This window comes from Pantoea sp. LS15 (assembly GCF_012241585.1).
Taxonomy (GTDB): domain Bacteria; phylum Pseudomonadota; class Gammaproteobacteria; order Enterobacterales; family Enterobacteriaceae; genus Enterobacter.
Map to the genome: position 1 here is coordinate 314,048 of NZ_JAAVXA010000004.1, position 15,158 is coordinate 329,205.

A 15,158-nucleotide genomic window follows, 5' to 3' on the forward strand; every position below is an offset into this window, starting at 1 on the left:
GCTCCGAAAGATAATACCTGGTATGCAGGTGGTAAACTGGGCTGGTCTCAGTTCCACGACACTGGCTGGTACAACAGCAAACTGAACAACGATGGTCCGACTCACGAGAGCCAGCTTGGTGCAGGTGCGTTCGGTGGCTATCAGGTTAACCCGTATGTTGGTTTTGAAATGGGTTACGACTGGTTAGGTCGTATGCCATACAAAGGCGACACCGTAAACGGCGCTTTCAAAGCACAGGGCGTTCAGCTGACCGCTAAACTGGGTTACCCAGTAACTGACGATCTGGACGTGTACACCCGTCTGGGCGGCATGGTATGGCGCGCTGACTCCAGCAACAGCATCGCTGGCGACGACCATGACACCGGTGTTTCCCCAGTATTCGCTGGTGGCGTTGAGTGGGCTATGACCCGTGACATCGCTACCCGTCTGGAATACCAGTGGGTTAACAACATCGGCGACGCAGGTACCGTTGGTGTTCGTCCAGACAACGGCATGCTGAGCGTAGGTGTTTCCTACCGTTTCGGCCAGCAGGAAGAAGCAGCACCAGTTGTTGCTCCAGCGCCGGCTCCAGCTCCAGAAGTACAGACCAAGCACTTCACTCTGAAGTCTGACGTTCTGTTCAACTTCAACAAAGCAACTCTGAAACCAGAAGGCCAGCAGGCACTGGATCAGCTGTACTCTCAGCTGAGCAACCTGGATCCTAAAGATGGTTCTGTAGTGGTTCTGGGCTTCACCGACCGTATCGGTTCTGACGCTTACAACCAGAAACTGTCTGAGAAACGTGCTCAGTCTGTTGTTGATTACCTGATCTCTAAAGGTATCCCAGCTAACAAGATCTCCCCACGTGGTATGGGCGAATCTAACCCAGTTACTGGCAACACCTGTGACAACGTGAAAGCTCGCGCTGCACTGATCGACTGCCTGGCTCCAGATCGTCGCGTTGAGATCGAAGTTAAAGGCATCAAAGACGTTGTAACTCAGCCAGCGGCATAAGTTATCGTCTTATAAAAAAACCCCGCAATGCGGGGTTTTTTATTGTCTGAAGAAAACAAAAGTCTATTTTTTGCCCAACAATGCCTGAAGATCGTTCTTCAGCGTCGACATCTGGTTGGCGTACTTCTCTTTATGCTCGGCATCCTCAATCAACTGCACGATCGTTTCCGACAGCGTTTTACCACGCCGTTGTGCCAGCCCCGCCAGGCGCTGCCAGACCACGAACTCAAGGTCGATTGATTTTTTGCGAGTATGTTGATGCTCCGCATTAAAATGTCGTTTGCGTCGCGCGCGGATAGTTTGCTTCATTCGGTTTAACAACGCAGGATTGATGTGCTTCTCAATCCAGCCGTTAACCTGTACCGGTTCATTTTCGAGGGTCAGCAAAATATCCACGGCTTCTTGCGCAGCGCTGGCTTCGATGTAGCAGGTGATCAACTCCCCTTCACGGTGCTTTTTGACCAGGTACTTCCATTTCCAGCCGCTTTCGAGATTTTCCAGTTGTTGATATTTCATTGCGATCTCAGTGTTACCACGTAACTCTGTTCAGAATATCAGTTTTTTAGCAATCTGCTGAAAAGAAATCATATCTGTGAGTGAATGTAGGCAATCCCCCTGTCGAAATCCCCAATCCTGCTTGGGTAGTCCCCCTCGCTTACGGTATACTCCACGCTTTTACATCTGACTAAAAAACATCAACTTTGACCATTACGAAACTTGCATGGCGTGACCTTGTTCCGGATACCGAGAGTTATCAGGAACTGTTTGCACAGCCAGATCTCGCAAAAGAACACGAATTCATCCTTAGCGATACGCAACCACGTTTGCATTATGCGCTGGAGCAGGTGTTAAGCCCATGGGCAACAGCGCCCTTCATGCTGCTTAAAGCCCCGGAAGAAGCGGAATACCTGACGCTTCTTGGGGACGCCATGCGCCAGTTGCAGCCGGAAGCGAATGCAGTCTTTGGCGGCGAATATCGTATCGCGGGACATGATGTCACTTTCGAACCAGCAGCTCAGGCTGATGGACGTTTTGCCGTTAAAGGTGAAGTGATTACCGCTAACTGGGTCGAGGCTGAACAACTCTTTGGTTGTCTGCGCCAGTTTAATGGTGAACTTTCGCTGCAACCGGGGCTGGTACATCGCGCAAATGGCGGTGTGCTTATCATCTCACTGCGTACCCTACTCTCGCAGCCGCTATTGTGGATGCGTCTGAAAACGATTGTGAACCAGCAACGTTTTGACTGGGTCGGCTACGATGAGTCCCGTCCTCTGCCTGTCTCTGTTCCCTCTATGCCTCTGTCGCTGACCGTCGTGCTGACGGGTGACCGCGAATCTCTGGCTGACTTCCAGGAAATGGAACCGGAACTGGCTGAGCAGGCAGTCTACAGCGAGTACGAAGACAACATCCAGATTGCCGATGCCGACGATATGGCGCAGTGGTGCCAGTGGGTAATGGCGGTTGCTGAACGTTTTTCGCTGCCAACACCTGCGGCTGACGCGTGGCCAGGCTTGATTCGCGAAGCGGTGCGCTATACCGGTGACCAGGAAACGCTGCCCCTCTGTCCACTCTGGATCAGCAAACAGCTGCGTGAAGTGGGTGTGATCAGCGGTAACGGTACGTTCACCGGAGAACAGCTCACACAGATGCTGGCTCAGCGTGAGTGGCGAGAAGGCTATCTTGCTGACCGTATGCAGGATGAAATTCTGCTGGAACAAATTCTGGTCGAGACCGAAGGCGAACGCGTCGGACAGATCAACGCCCTGTCGGTGATTGAATTTCCTGGCCATCCGCGCGCTTTCGGCGAACCGTCCCGTATCAGCTGCGTTGTCCATATTGGCGATGGCGAGTTCACCGATATCGAACGGAAAGCCGAGCTGGGCGGAAACATTCACGCGAAAGGCATGATGATCATGCAGGCGTTTTTGATGTCAGAGCTGCAGCTCGAGCAACAGATCCCCTTCTCCGCCTCACTGACGTTTGAGCAGTCCTACAGCGAAGTCGATGGTGATAGCGCCTCTATGGCAGAACTGTGCGCCCTAATCAGCGCTCTGGCCGAAGTGCCCATCAATCAGAACATCGCGATCACCGGTTCGGTGGACCAATTTGGTCGTGCCCAGCCAGTGGGAGGCCTCAATGAAAAAATTGAAGGCTTCTTCTCTATCTGTCAGCAGCGCGGTTTAAATGGCAAACAGGGGGTGATTATTCCTGCTCCCAATGCACGCCATTTGAGCCTCAGTCAGGATATTCTGGATGCGGTGGAGCAAGAGCAATTCGCCATCTGGGCCATCGAAGGGATTGAGGATGCACTACCCTTACTGACAAACCTGGTATGGGATGGCGAAGGGCAAACCACCCTGATGCAGACTATTCAGGAGCGCATTGCTCAGGCGACACAGCAGGATGCTCGTCATCGTTATCCATGGCCGTTACGCTGGTTGGGCTGGTTTGGTTCGAACTGATCGGACTTGTTCAGCGTACACGTGTTAGCTATCCTGCGTCCTTCACTAAAATAAGGCTTACTGAGAACATGGTAGATAAACGCGAATCCTATACAAAAGAAGATCTTCTTGCCTCTGGTCGCGGTGAACTGTTTGGTGCGAAAGGCCCACAGTTACCGGCCCCGAACATGCTGATGATGGACCGTGTCGTGAAAATGACCGAAACCGGCGGCAACTTCGATAAGGGTTACGTAGAAGCAGAACTCGATATCAATCCGGACCTGTGGTTCTTCGGTTGCCACTTTATTGGCGATCCGGTAATGCCTGGCTGTCTGGGCCTGGATGCAATGTGGCAGCTGGTTGGCTTCTATCTGGGCTGGCTGGGTGGTGAAGGTAAAGGCCGCGCACTGGGTGTAGGCGAAGTGAAATTCACCGGTCAGGTTCTGCCTACTGCGAAGAAAGTGACCTATCGTATTCACTTCAAGCGCATTGTTAACCGTCGCCTGATTATGGGCCTGGCGGATGGCGAAGTGCTGGTCGATGATCGCCTGATCTATAGCGCGAGCGACCTGAAAGTGGGTCTGTTCCAGGACACTTCCGCGTTCTGATATTGCTTTTCGCAATCTCAAAAAGGCGAAACCTCCGCATTGCGGAGGTTTCTTTTTTTAAAGAGACGTTATCAGGCTATGAGTGCCCTGTCGCCGATGGCTTCTCGCCAACCTCCAAGCCATTGTGACCTTTGGTTTATCGTCTGATAAGGACACATTTCTTTAGAACGTCCAGCGATGCCGGCCTGATAACCACGTTGATGAGCCCGTTCCAGGCGATCTCGTTTCTGTCTCTTCATGCCTCGTTTCCCTCATTCTTTTGTCTGGTGGAAAGAAAACAGTGTCTGCACAAATGCACAGGCACAGATAACGAATACCCCGAATTAGTCGCAGCGTCAATGTTCAAAATTCATACGGGTGTCATATTTGTGAGCTAGCTGGAAGATCATTTGTACAAAAATTGTGACCCGGCACAAGTAACAACCTGAAGTGAAAACGAAAAAAAACCGCAATCAGTGGCAGACCGATTGCGGTTTTTGACGATGAATTTTACTTATGGCAGCCGGGAAATTTCCCTGGCAATACTGGCCGACTCCTGTGCCCAACCCTGAGCCAGGACTTTCACCATTTCGTCATAGCCATCTTTCTGCTGCTTTAGCTCCAGATGGAAAGGACGCTTAATCAGCTGCCCCTGATGATTCAGCAGCCACTCACCGCTGATCACCACCGCACCGTCATAACGGCCGTGGAAGCCTGTTACGGTGACGTTCAGCGTATCTTGACCGTTACCCAGCGGCTGCGAAGCGACAACCCAGCCCGGAAGCTGGCTGCCCAGATTGGCCACCAGCGTGTTGCGCAGTTGCTGATCCAGCGGGCTGGCCCACAGATTGTTGGTCGCAATCACGTATTTAACGTCACTGGTCTGATAGACCACGCCGTTTCCTGCCAGATAATCCGGCACGGCAACCTGCTCAACCCACAGCTGACGGTTTCCCTGACTCGCCGTGCTTTGCCCGCCGCTGTGGGTCGCCACAGGCAACTGATAGTAGCTTTTATTATCTACCCCTGAACTGCACGCCGTTAACAGCAGAGCACCAACCATCAATAGCCACTTATTCATTCTTTTGCCCTCTTAGGCTCAGGATCCTTTTTATCTTTCGCTTCGAACACCAGCGCGTTGCTCTTCTCATTGAGCGTCTTCAGCACTGGTTGCAGTTCACGTAAGACCTGATCAAGGCGCTGCATATCAGCCACCATCTTGTTGTAAGCCGCAGAACCCGGCTGGAAGCCCTGCATACTGCGGTTCAGCTCACGCAGCGTTTTCTGCATATCCTGTGGCAGCTGCTGCATGCTCTGGCTCGCCGTGATCTTGTTGATGTTATCCAGCGTGGCTTGCAGACGTCGCATTGTCTCCTGACTCTGATGCAACGAGCCTGTCGCCGCTTCAATCATCGGATTCAGTGGCAGGTTGTTGATCTTGTCCAGGGTATCCATCAGACGCTGCTGAATCTGGGCCAAACCGCTACTCACCGTTGGGATGATCTTGTAACCACCAAATTCATGAATACCGGTAAATGGCGGTGCTTTTGGATAGAAGTCCATATCCACATAGAGTGCGCCAGTCACCAGGTTACCGGTTTTCAGCGACCCACGCAGACCACGATTCATCAGAGTGGTAATATGCTCTCCAATATCCTGCTCCCCACCAATCTGGTTGAGCAGACGTTCCGGTTCGATGCGAATCAACACCGGGATGCGGTAATCATCATCCAGCATCTGCTTGAGGCCCGGCACAAAGAACGGTACTTGTCCTACCGTACCCAAGCGGATACCACGGAATTCTACAGGCGCACCCGGCTGCAGACCGCGAACGGAATCTTTGAAGAACATCAGGTAGTCGATGTGATCGGTATAGAGCGCGTCCTGAATGCTTTTTTGATCGTCAAAGAGCCTGAATGCCGTTTTCTCGGCAACCGGTTGACCCAGATCCAACCCTTCTGGCACATCAAAGCTTACGCCACCACCAAACAGCGTCGTCAGAGACCCCATTTCAACGCGCATACCTGCTGAGGTGAGATCAACCGCGATCCCGCTGTCCTTCCAGAAGCGAACATTGCTGGTAACCAGTCGATCATTTGGCGCATTAATAAACAGCTGATAGCTGATGGTGCGTTTTTGAGGATCAAAAGTACTGGTTTCAACCGAGCCGACGCGGTAACCACGGAACAACACCGGATCACCCGCCGTGAGCTGACCTGCTTTTTTGCTGTCGAGGATCACGCGGATGCCCTTGGCATCAGGCGGTGCAAGCGGCGGTGAATCCAGAAGCTGATATTTGGCTGGCTGGTTACCCTTAGCGCCAGGTTGCAACTCAATATAGGCACCCGACAACAACGTTCCTAACCCGCTAATCCCCTCACGCCCCACCTGAGGCTTAACCACCCAAAACACCGAGTCGCCATGCAGCAGTTTTTCCATGCCAGCATTGAGGCGCGCCTTGATTTCCACATGCGTTAAATCATCGGTCAGGGTTGCGCTTTCAACCACACCCACATCCACGCTGCGGCTCTTGATGGTCGTTTTACCGCCCTCAATCCCCTCGGCATTGGTGGTAATCAGCGTCACTTCCGGCCCCTGATGGCTGTAGTGATAAAACAGGATCCATGCCCCGATCAGCGCCGTCACGATGGGGAAAATCCACACCGGTGACCAGTTCTTGACCTTCTGCACTTTCGCCTCTCCACTCTTATTTTCCATGCTCTTACTCTTCCTCATGGCTTGATTCAGGCTCACGATCCCACGATAAACGAGGGTCGAAGGTCATGGCCGCAAACATAGTCATAATCACGACCAGTGCAAACATTAATGCCCCCATCGCGGGATAAATACTCATCAATCCGCCCATCCGCACCAGTGCAGAGAGAACGGCAATAACAAACACGTCAATCATTGACCAGCGTCCAACAAACTCGACCACTTCATAAATCAGGTGCATGCGTTCGCTGTCGCGTTTACCGTGACCTTTTGCATCCCAACAGAGCCAGGCGATAGCGATCATTTTCAGGGTTGGCACCATAATACTGGCGATAAAGATTACACCGGCGACCGGATACGAACCTTCACCCCACAGCAATATCACCCCGGCCAGAATCGTCGAGGGCATTTTGTCGCCCAGCAAATCGGTGATCATAATCGGCAAGATATTGGCTGGCAGATACAGCATGACAGAGGTCACCAGTAGAGCCATCGTCCACTGCAGGCTGTTTTTACGTCGTAAATGACCTTTCGTTCCACAGCGCGGACAGACGTCCAGATCGGCAGGCAGCACGGCTGTACAGCAGGAGCAAGAGCGTAGACCCTGACGGATCCCCGGTACGCCGACCTTTACCGTCTGAGCAAGGGTGGGGGCCGGAGCGATATCGTCCCATGCCCAACGCCTGTCCACGCACTGGAATGCGCGCAGTTGCAGTACACAGTACAGACACCACGGAATAAAACTGCTGCCAATCCCTACGTCACCGTATGCCATCAGCTTCACGAAGCTGACCAGAATGCCCGCCAGAAAAATCTCGGCCATCCCCCAGCTTTTAAGCTGAAACAGGATACGCGCCAGTTTGATTTTCAGCGCAGCAGGCATTTTTACCCGGTTGACCAGCAAAAGGATGACAACCAGACAAAAGGCCGGGACGATCTGCACAAACAGAAGGAAGAAGGTGCCGAGGCTGGCATAGTCTTCCGAAAACATGACGCCCGGGATCTCAAGTAAATCCACCTGGCTGGTGATCCCGCCCACTTTCATATAGATAAACGGGAAAAGATTGGAGAGTAGCAGCATGAACAATGCTGCCAGAGCGTAAGCAGTGGGACGCTGCCGCGGCGCGTCCCACTCGGTTGTCAACGTTGCGCCGCAACGTGGACACAGCGCTTTATGTCCGTGACCAAGCTCTGGCAACGCCACGAGCATATCGCATTGCGAGCATAATATATGCCTGTCGGCATGGTGCTGGTCACACATATGTTATCCCTGTTTATGCGCCGTTTTTCAGAGACTCAAGGTACTCCCAGCGCTCAAATGCTTCTTCCAGGGCCTTTTCAGCCGCGGACAGTTCAGCCAGTATTTTCTGAGTATAGTCGTGCGATTGGGTAAAGAATGTCGCATCAGCAACCTGAGCTTGCAGATCTTCAAGCGCGGCCTCCAGCTCTTCCAGACGCTGCGGTAGCCCCTCCAGTTCGCGCTGCAGGTTATAGCTTAGTTTAGCCGAGCTTTTCTTGACAGTTTCTGCTTTTGTTACAGCAGGTTCAGAACTTATTTTGGACTTTGACTGTTTCTGCGCCAGAGACTGCGACTGCTGCCCTTTTGCATCGTGATAACCGCCCACATACTGACCAATTCGCCCTTCACCTTCGAAGATCCAGCACTCGGTCACGGTGTTATCCACGAATTGACGATCGTGGCTAACCAGCATCACCGTCCCCTGATAACCGTCGATCAGTTCTTCCAGCAATTCCAGGGTTTCGACATCCAGGTCGTTCGTCGGTTCATCGAGAATCAACAGGTTACTTGGTTTCAGGAACAGACGTGCCAGCAGAAGACGATTGCGCTCACCGCCTGACAGCGCACGTACCGGCGTCATCGCACGTTTCGGATGGAACAGGAAGTCCTGCAGGTAGCCCAGCACATGGCGCGGCTTGCCATTTACCATCACCTCTTGCTTACCTTCAGCGAGGTTATCCATCACCGTTCTGTCCGGATCCAGCTCTGCGCGGTGCTGATCGAAGTAGGCCACTTCAAGCTTGGTGCCGCAGTGGATACGACCGCTGTCAGCCTGCAATTGGCCCAGCATCAGTTTCAACAGCGTGGTTTTGCCGCAACCGTTCGGACCAATCAGTGCAATTTTGTCACCACGCTGAACTTGCGCCGAGAAGTCTTTCACCAGCACTTTACCGTCAACCTGATAGTTAACGTTTTCCATTTCGAAGACAATCTTGCCGGAACGGGACGCCTCTTCCACCTGCATTTTGGCGCTGCCCATCACTTCGCGGCGCTCGCTACGCTCACGGCGCATCGCCTTCAGCGCACGAACGCGACCTTCGTTACGTGTACGACGGGCTTTGATGCCCTGACGGATCCAGACTTCTTCCTGCGCCAGCTTGCGGTCAAACTCCGCATTCTGCAGCTCTTCCACGCGCAGGTTTTCTTCTTTTTCCAGCAGATAGGTATCGTAATCGCCAGGATAGGTAACCAGCTTGCCGCGATCGAGATCGACAATGCGCGTCGCCATGTTGCGAATAAACGAACGGTCGTGAGAGATAAAGATGATGGTGCCGCTGAAGGTTTTCAGGAACCCTTCCAGCCAGTCAATCGCTTCGATATCCAGGTGGTTCGTCGGTTCGTCCAGTAGCAGAACCTTCGGCCCACTGACCAGCGCACGGCCCAGAGCCGCTTTACGCAGCCAGCCGCCGGAGAGCGCTGACAACTCCATATCGGCTTCCAGACCGAGCTGAGCCAGCACTTCATTAATGCGGTTTTCCAGCTGCCACAGACCGTGGTGATCGAGCATCTCCTGCACTTTCGCCAGTTCGTTGAGATTCTTATCGCTCGGGTCAGTCATCACCAGATGGGAGATCTCGTGATAACGCTTCAGGTATTCAGCCTGCTCAGAAATACCTTCAGCCACGAAATCGTAAACGCTACCGGTCACATGACGCGGCGGATCCTGTTGCAGGCGGGAAACGATAAGATCCTGCTCGTAAACAATACGGCCGTCATCCAGACCCTGTTCACGGTTCAGGATTTTCATCAACGTGGATTTACCTGCGCCATTACGGCCCACCAGACAGACACGCTCGTTATCTTCGATGTGCAGTTCTGCATTATCGAGAAGCGGTGAGTCGCTGAAAGAGAGCCACGCACCGTGCATACTAATTAAAGACATTTATTTTTCCTTTCAGGCCGCGGTAATCAACCAGCAGTTATGGATTTGACGGTTACGGGCGAAATCCTGAGACAGCGTTTTTTGGCTGATTTCTTGTGCTTTTAGCCCCAGGGCTGCTAAGCCGTCATGATCCATACGGAAGCCGCGTTTGTTGTTCGAGAACATAATGGTGCCGCCTTTACGCAGGAGGCGCTTCAGGTCGGTCATCAGGCGCAGGTGATCGCGTTGTACATCAAAGCTATCTTCCATACGCTTGGAGTTGGAGAAGGTTGGCGGATCGATAAAGATCAGATCGAACTGTTCATTGGTGTCACGCAACCAGCCCAGCACATCGGCCTGCATCAAACGATGCTGACGCCCGGTGAGGCCGTTAAGACGCAGGTTACGCTCCGCCCACTCCAGATATGTACGGGACATATCCACCGTGGTCGTGCTCCGCGCGCCACCCAGACCCGCATGCACGCTGGCGCTGCCGGTGTAGGAGAACAGGTTGAGGAAATCTTTGCCTTTGCTCATCTGTCCGAGCATGCGGCGGGCGATACGGTGGTCAAGGAACAGACCGGTATCAAGATAATCAGTCAGGTTAACCCACAGACGAGCGTTGTATTCGCCCACTTCAATGAAGTCGCCCTTCTCACCCATTTTCTGGTACTGGTTTTTGCCTTTCTGACGCTCACGGGTTTTCAGCACCAGTTTGTTTGGCGCAATACCCAGCACGGCGATGGTTGCCGCAATGACGTCCAGCATACGCTGACGCGCTTTTTGCGCATCAATGGTTTTCGGTGGAGCGTATTCCTGAATCACCACCCAGTCCGCGTAGCGGTCAACCGCCACGTTGTATTCCGGCAGATCAGCATCGTACAGGCGGTAGCATTCAATACCTTCCTGCTTCGCCCATTTCTCGAATTTCTTCAGATTCTTGCGCAGACGGTTGGCGTAATCTTCCGCCACGCCGGATGGCTTACTGTCCGCTGCTTTCTCTGCCAGGTGGTAGTTTTTCTGCACACAGTCCAGCGGGCCGTTTTTCGCCTTAAACTGGCGATCGGCACGTAACTGCAGGCAACTCAGCAATTCAGGTGAAGCGCTGAACAGGGAGAGATTCCAGCCGCCAAAGTAATCTTTCATATTGCGACCCAGCAGGCTGTGCAGGGCAATCAGCGCTGGCTCGCTGTCCAGACGCTCACCGTATGGCGGGTTACTGATAACGGTACCGTAGGGACCTTTTGGCAGCGGGTTGGTCAGGTTCGCCACGTCTTTCACTTCGAAAGTGACCAGCTCGCCAATACCGGCGCGACGGGCGTTGCTGCGAGCACGTTCAATTACGCGCGGGTCGCTGTCCGAACCATAGAAATGGGAGGTGTATTCCGCCAGGCCCTTACGCGCACGGGTCTGTGCGTCGTCTTTGACCTCTTTCCACAGTGCTTCATCGTGCTGTGCCCAGCCCTTGAAACCCCAGTGACCACGGTGCAGGCCCGGCGCGCGGTCGGTGGCCAACATGGCAGCTTCAATCAGCAATGTTCCGGAACCACACATCGGGTCCAGCAGCGGAGTACCCGGCAGCCAGCCGGAGCGCATCACAATGGCTGCGGCGAGAGTTTCTTTGATTGGTGCCATACCCGTGCGGTCGCGGTAACCGCGCAGGTGGAGGCCTGCGCCGCTCAGATCCAGAGAGATGCTCGCGGTGTCGCCGTTCAGCCAGACATTAATACGCAGATCCGGATTTTCGCGATCGACGTTCGGACGTTCCTTATTTTTACGGGTGAAGCAGTCCACAATGGCGTCTTTAACGCGCAGGGCACCGTACTGGCTATTGCGGATCTCATCATTCACGCCGTTGAAATGCACCGCAAAAGTGGCATTAGGGGTGAAGATCTCTGTCCAGTCGATCATCTGTACGCCGGTATAGAGATCAAGGTCGCTATAGACCTTGCACTCTTTCATCGGCAGCATGATGCGCGACGCCAGACGGCTCCACATCAGGCTCTGGTAAATAAGCCGCGTGTCGCCCTCAAAATGGACACCACCCTGAACTACCTGGCACTCTTGCGCACCCAGGGCTTCCAGTTCAGTTTTTAACAGCTCTTCCAGCCCACGGGCCGTACTGGCAAACAGAGAATTCATATCGTCACTTTTACTCTTAGAAAATTGTCGCGCATTATAGCTAATATGGCGTGTATGTCATAAAGTTGAAGGCTTATTTTCATTCGAGGGAGTGTGCAGTGGCGACGTTATCCAGGCTTTTTATTCATCCGGTGAAATCCATGCGCGGCATCGGCATTTCTCACGCACTTGCCGACATGAGCGGATTTGCCTTCGATCGTATCTTTATGATCACCAAGCCTGACGGTACGTTCATTACTGCACGCCAGTTCCCGCAGATGGTTCGCTTTATCCCTTCCCCCCTTCATGACGGTTTGCATCTTACCGCGCCGGATGGTTCCAGTGTGGTGATCCGCTTTGCTGATTTTGCGCCTGTGGATGCGCCAACAGAAGTGTGGGGCAATCATTTTACCGCGCGTATTGCCACAGACGAGATTAACCGCTGGCTTAGCGGCTTCTTCTCGCGCGATGTGCAGTTACGCTGGGTAGGCCCGTCGCTGACGCGCCGCGTGAAGCGTCACGACGCAGTTCCGCTCTCATTTGCGGACGGTTTTCCTTTCCTGCTGACCAGTGAAGCCTCCCTGCGCGACCTGCAGCGCAGTTGTAAAGCCAGCGTTCAGATGGAGCAATTTCGCCCCAATCTGGTGGTCACCGGTACAGAAGCCTGGGAAGAAGACACCTGGAAAGTGATTCGCATCGGCAGTGTGATTTTCGATGTCGCGAAGCCATGCAGCCGCTGTATTTTTACCACCGTAAGCCCGGAAAAAGGCCAGAAGCACCCTTCCGGAGAGCCGCTGAAAACCCTGCAATCGTTCCGCACTGCGCAGGACAATGGCGATGTGGATTTTGGCCTGAACCTGATCCCCCGTTCCAGCGGCGTGATCCGTGTCGGTGATGAGGTAGAAATTCTTGCCCGTGGACCCGCAAGAGTATATGGCTCCGGTCAGGAAGACGAGTTCGTAGACCTTGAGACACAGGTCAGCTCATCAGTAGATATTCACTGGCAGGGCAACATCATCCGGGGCAATAATCAGCAGGTTTTACTTGAACAGCTGGAACAAGCAGGGATCCGCATACCGTATTCCTGTCGCGCGGGGATCTGTGGCTGCTGTCGAATCAAGCTGGTTGAGGGTGAAGTCAGTGCGCTGAAAAAATCCGCAATAGCAGACGACGGGACAATTCTGTGCTGTAGCTGTATCCCAAAAACATCAGTACAACTGGAAGCTTAAACAGCCTGTTCCAGGCTGAAAGAATCCACACGAAGTTGGGGTTTCAGCCTGTCATTCATGACTTTGATGGCATCCCCAAGTTGCATCGTCCGCCCGGCAATTGTCACGCCGGGCTGAGCCAGCAGACAGAGCGCAGCATTTTCCCCAGGCTCAACCACCAGCAGGCTTACCTCTTCTGCACTATCACTCAGATTGACACTGGCTGCATCGCCCGTTGCTGGAGTCCAGCTCATGCCATGCGGCAGGAAATGCCAGCTTTTTGGCATTTGTGGTTTCAGGAAACGAATAGCCACCAGTGCATTTAATACCAGTTCGGCACGCTGCTCTTTAGAGAGCATCAGATCGCGACATTTTTCTTCAAAGGAGAAATAAAGCGCAGCATCATCAACACAGAATCCTGACGGAGAAAAAGCGTCCGGGGTTAACATTCGGCGGGCAAAACGAGAACGAAACAACATACCATTGGCTAAATCGAGCATCATACGGTCATGCTCGTCGCAAAAATACCAGCGCCAGTTATCGTCAGGTTTAATTCGCATGTTTCTCTCCCGTCCCAAACGTCCTGTACTAAAAATGTCCTGCTCGTCGCTTCGTTTTTAACACCATTTAATAAAAGACTATAATGTCTAAATAAGCAACAATGACGGAATATAAAACAACCAGGGCCGGAAATAAAGCCCTGGTTGTCTGATTAAGAGAAAAGATTAGATATGAGTAACGATTTCTTTAATCAACGGCGGTCCTTTAAAAATAAAGCCGGAATAGATTTGCACCAGTGATGCACCTGCCGCCATCTTCTCACGCGCAGCAATCACTGAGTCGATACCACCGACGCCGATAATCGGTAAACGACCTTTTAATTCCGCTGACAATGCACGAATAATTTCGGTGCTTTTTAATTGTACCGGACGTCCACTTAACCCACCCGCTTCGTCACAGTTTTTCATTCCCTGAACCAGGGAGCGATCGAGAGTGGTATTGGTCGCAATCACACCATCAATATTATGGCGAACTAAACTGTCGGCAACCTGGATCAATTCCTCGACAGAAAGATCCGGGGCGATCTTAACCGCGACGGGAACATATTTATGGTGGATCGACTGCAGCTCATTTTGTTTATTTTTAATGGCACTCAGAAGATCATCCAGCGCTTCACCATATTGCAAAGAACGCAGACCCGGGGTATTGGGCGAGGAAATATTCACCGCAATATAACCAGCATAGGCGTAGACTTTTTCCATACAAATCAGATAGTCATCTTTACCCTGCTCTACCGGTGTGTCTTTATTTTTGCCAATATTGATACCTAATACACCATCAAAATGGGCTTTTTTTACATTCTCAACGAGGTGATCGACACCGAGGTTATTAAAGCCCATGCGGTTGATCAAGCCTTCGGCTTCGACCAGACGGAACAGACGCGGCTTGTCATTTCCCGGCTGTGGGCGCGGCGTGACAGTACCGATTTCGATAGATCCAAAGCCCATCGCGCCCAGGGCATCAATGCACTCGCCATTTTTATCCAGACCAGCCGCAAGACCCAGCGGGTTTTTAAAGGTCAGTCCCATGCATTGCACAGGTTTTTCCGGCACATTTTGACGCACCAGAGCGACCAGAGGCGTTCCTGTAATACGACGTAATTGCTGGAATGTAAATTCATGAGCGCGCTCAGGGTCGAGCTGGAAAAGGGCTTTACGAACGAAGGGGTAGTACATGAACTCTCCTGGATTCCCGGTGTGCAAACCGGGAGGGGATTATGGGCGATCCGACGCCGAAAGGGAATTGACCTGCGGCAAAAAATCAGCGTAAAACGCAATCGTTTACCTTCCGGCTCATTTCTTATGCACTTTTTCGCATTTAAATTGCAGATAAATCATTTAGTGGAATAACCGCGCAGTGTCACACTCCTAA

The 15,158-nt window shown here is 52.6% G+C and carries 13 protein-coding genes; 4 read left to right on the plus strand and 9 right to left on the minus strand.

Annotated features, from left to right (window positions below):
* A partial coding sequence (ompA, locus tag HED65_RS09325; protein WP_147279791.1) for a porin OmpA occupies positions 1 to 993 on the plus strand: 993 nt, incomplete at its 5' end.
* Positions 994 to 1,056: 63 nt separating this feature from the next.
* On the opposite strand, the gene matP is transcribed toward ompA, so the two are convergent.
* Entirely contained in the window at positions 1,057 to 1,509 is a 453-nt protein-coding gene (gene matP / locus HED65_RS09330) for a macrodomain Ter protein MatP (protein WP_008499929.1), read from the minus strand.
* 185 nt (positions 1,510 to 1,694) lie between these two features.
* On the opposite strand from matP, the gene HED65_RS09335 reads away from it, so the two are divergent.
* Together HED65_RS09335 and fabA are read left to right on the plus strand one after the other, a co-directional pair.
* Positions 1,695 to 3,455, plus strand: a complete 1,761-nt coding sequence (locus tag HED65_RS09335) for an AAA family ATPase (protein ID WP_114978353.1) — start codon at positions 1,695 to 1,697, stop codon at positions 3,453 to 3,455.
* Between the two features lie 68 nt (positions 3,456 to 3,523).
* A complete protein-coding gene (gene fabA / locus HED65_RS09340; RefSeq protein ID WP_114978381.1) occupies positions 3,524 to 4,042 on the plus strand; it encodes a bifunctional 3-hydroxydecanoyl-ACP dehydratase/trans-2-decenoyl-ACP isomerase in 519 nt (172 codons plus the stop codon).
* Positions 4,043 to 4,113: 71 nt separating this feature from the next.
* Here fabA and rmf read toward each other — a convergent pair whose 3' ends face one another.
* The 6 genes from rmf to rlmKL form a co-directional block, all read right to left on the minus strand.
* Complete coding sequence (gene rmf / locus HED65_RS09345; RefSeq protein WP_013097261.1) at positions 4,114 to 4,281, minus strand: ribosome modulation factor; 168 nt, start codon at positions 4,279 to 4,281, stop codon at positions 4,114 to 4,116.
* A 254-nt stretch (positions 4,282 to 4,535) separates the two neighbouring features.
* The gene (gene pqiC, locus HED65_RS09350; RefSeq protein WP_114978354.1) at positions 4,536 to 5,102 is read right to left on the minus strand and encodes a membrane integrity-associated transporter subunit PqiC; all 567 of its coding nucleotides are present in this window, start codon (positions 5,100 to 5,102) and stop codon (positions 4,536 to 4,538) included.
* Entirely contained in the window at positions 5,099 to 6,739 is a 1,641-nt protein-coding gene (gene pqiB, locus HED65_RS09355; protein WP_114978355.1) for an intermembrane transport protein PqiB, read from the minus strand. Before pqiB ends, pqiC begins: the two co-directional genes overlap by 4 nt.
* Before the next feature lie 4 nt (positions 6,740 to 6,743).
* Entirely contained in the window at positions 6,744 to 7,997 is a 1,254-nt protein-coding gene (gene pqiA / locus HED65_RS09360) for a membrane integrity-associated transporter subunit PqiA (protein ID WP_114978356.1), read from the minus strand.
* Between the two features lie 13 nt (positions 7,998 to 8,010).
* Positions 8,011 to 9,918 (minus strand): ABC transporter ATP-binding protein, encoded by a 1,908-nt coding sequence (locus HED65_RS09365; protein WP_114978357.1) that lies wholly within the window; start codon positions 9,916 to 9,918, stop codon positions 8,011 to 8,013.
* A 12-nt stretch (positions 9,919 to 9,930) separates the two neighbouring features.
* On the minus strand, positions 9,931 to 12,039 hold the full coding sequence (rlmKL, locus tag HED65_RS09370; RefSeq protein ID WP_114978358.1) for a bifunctional 23S rRNA (guanine(2069)-N(7))-methyltransferase RlmK/23S rRNA (guanine(2445)-N(2))-methyltransferase RlmL: 2,109 nt from the start codon (positions 12,037 to 12,039) through the stop codon (positions 9,931 to 9,933).
* 98 nt (positions 12,040 to 12,137) lie between these two features.
* On the opposite strand from rlmKL, the gene HED65_RS09375 reads away from it, so the two are divergent.
* The gene (locus tag HED65_RS09375) at positions 12,138 to 13,247 is read left to right on the plus strand and encodes a YcbX family protein (protein WP_114978359.1); all 1,110 of its coding nucleotides are present in this window, start codon (positions 12,138 to 12,140) and stop codon (positions 13,245 to 13,247) included.
* Here the strand turns inward: HED65_RS09375 and zapC are convergent.
* Positions 13,244 to 13,786: a cell division protein ZapC gene (zapC, locus tag HED65_RS09380; protein ID WP_114978360.1), complete on the minus strand. Its 543-nt coding sequence runs from the start codon at positions 13,784 to 13,786 to the stop codon at positions 13,244 to 13,246. The two genes, HED65_RS09375 and zapC, sit on opposite strands and share 4 nt — an antisense overlap.
* A gap of 165 nt (positions 13,787 to 13,951) precedes the next feature.
* The gene (pyrD, locus tag HED65_RS09385; protein ID WP_028019223.1) at positions 13,952 to 14,962 is read right to left on the minus strand and encodes a quinone-dependent dihydroorotate dehydrogenase; all 1,011 of its coding nucleotides are present in this window, start codon (positions 14,960 to 14,962) and stop codon (positions 13,952 to 13,954) included.
* Between the last annotated feature and the right edge of the window lie 196 nt (positions 14,963 to 15,158).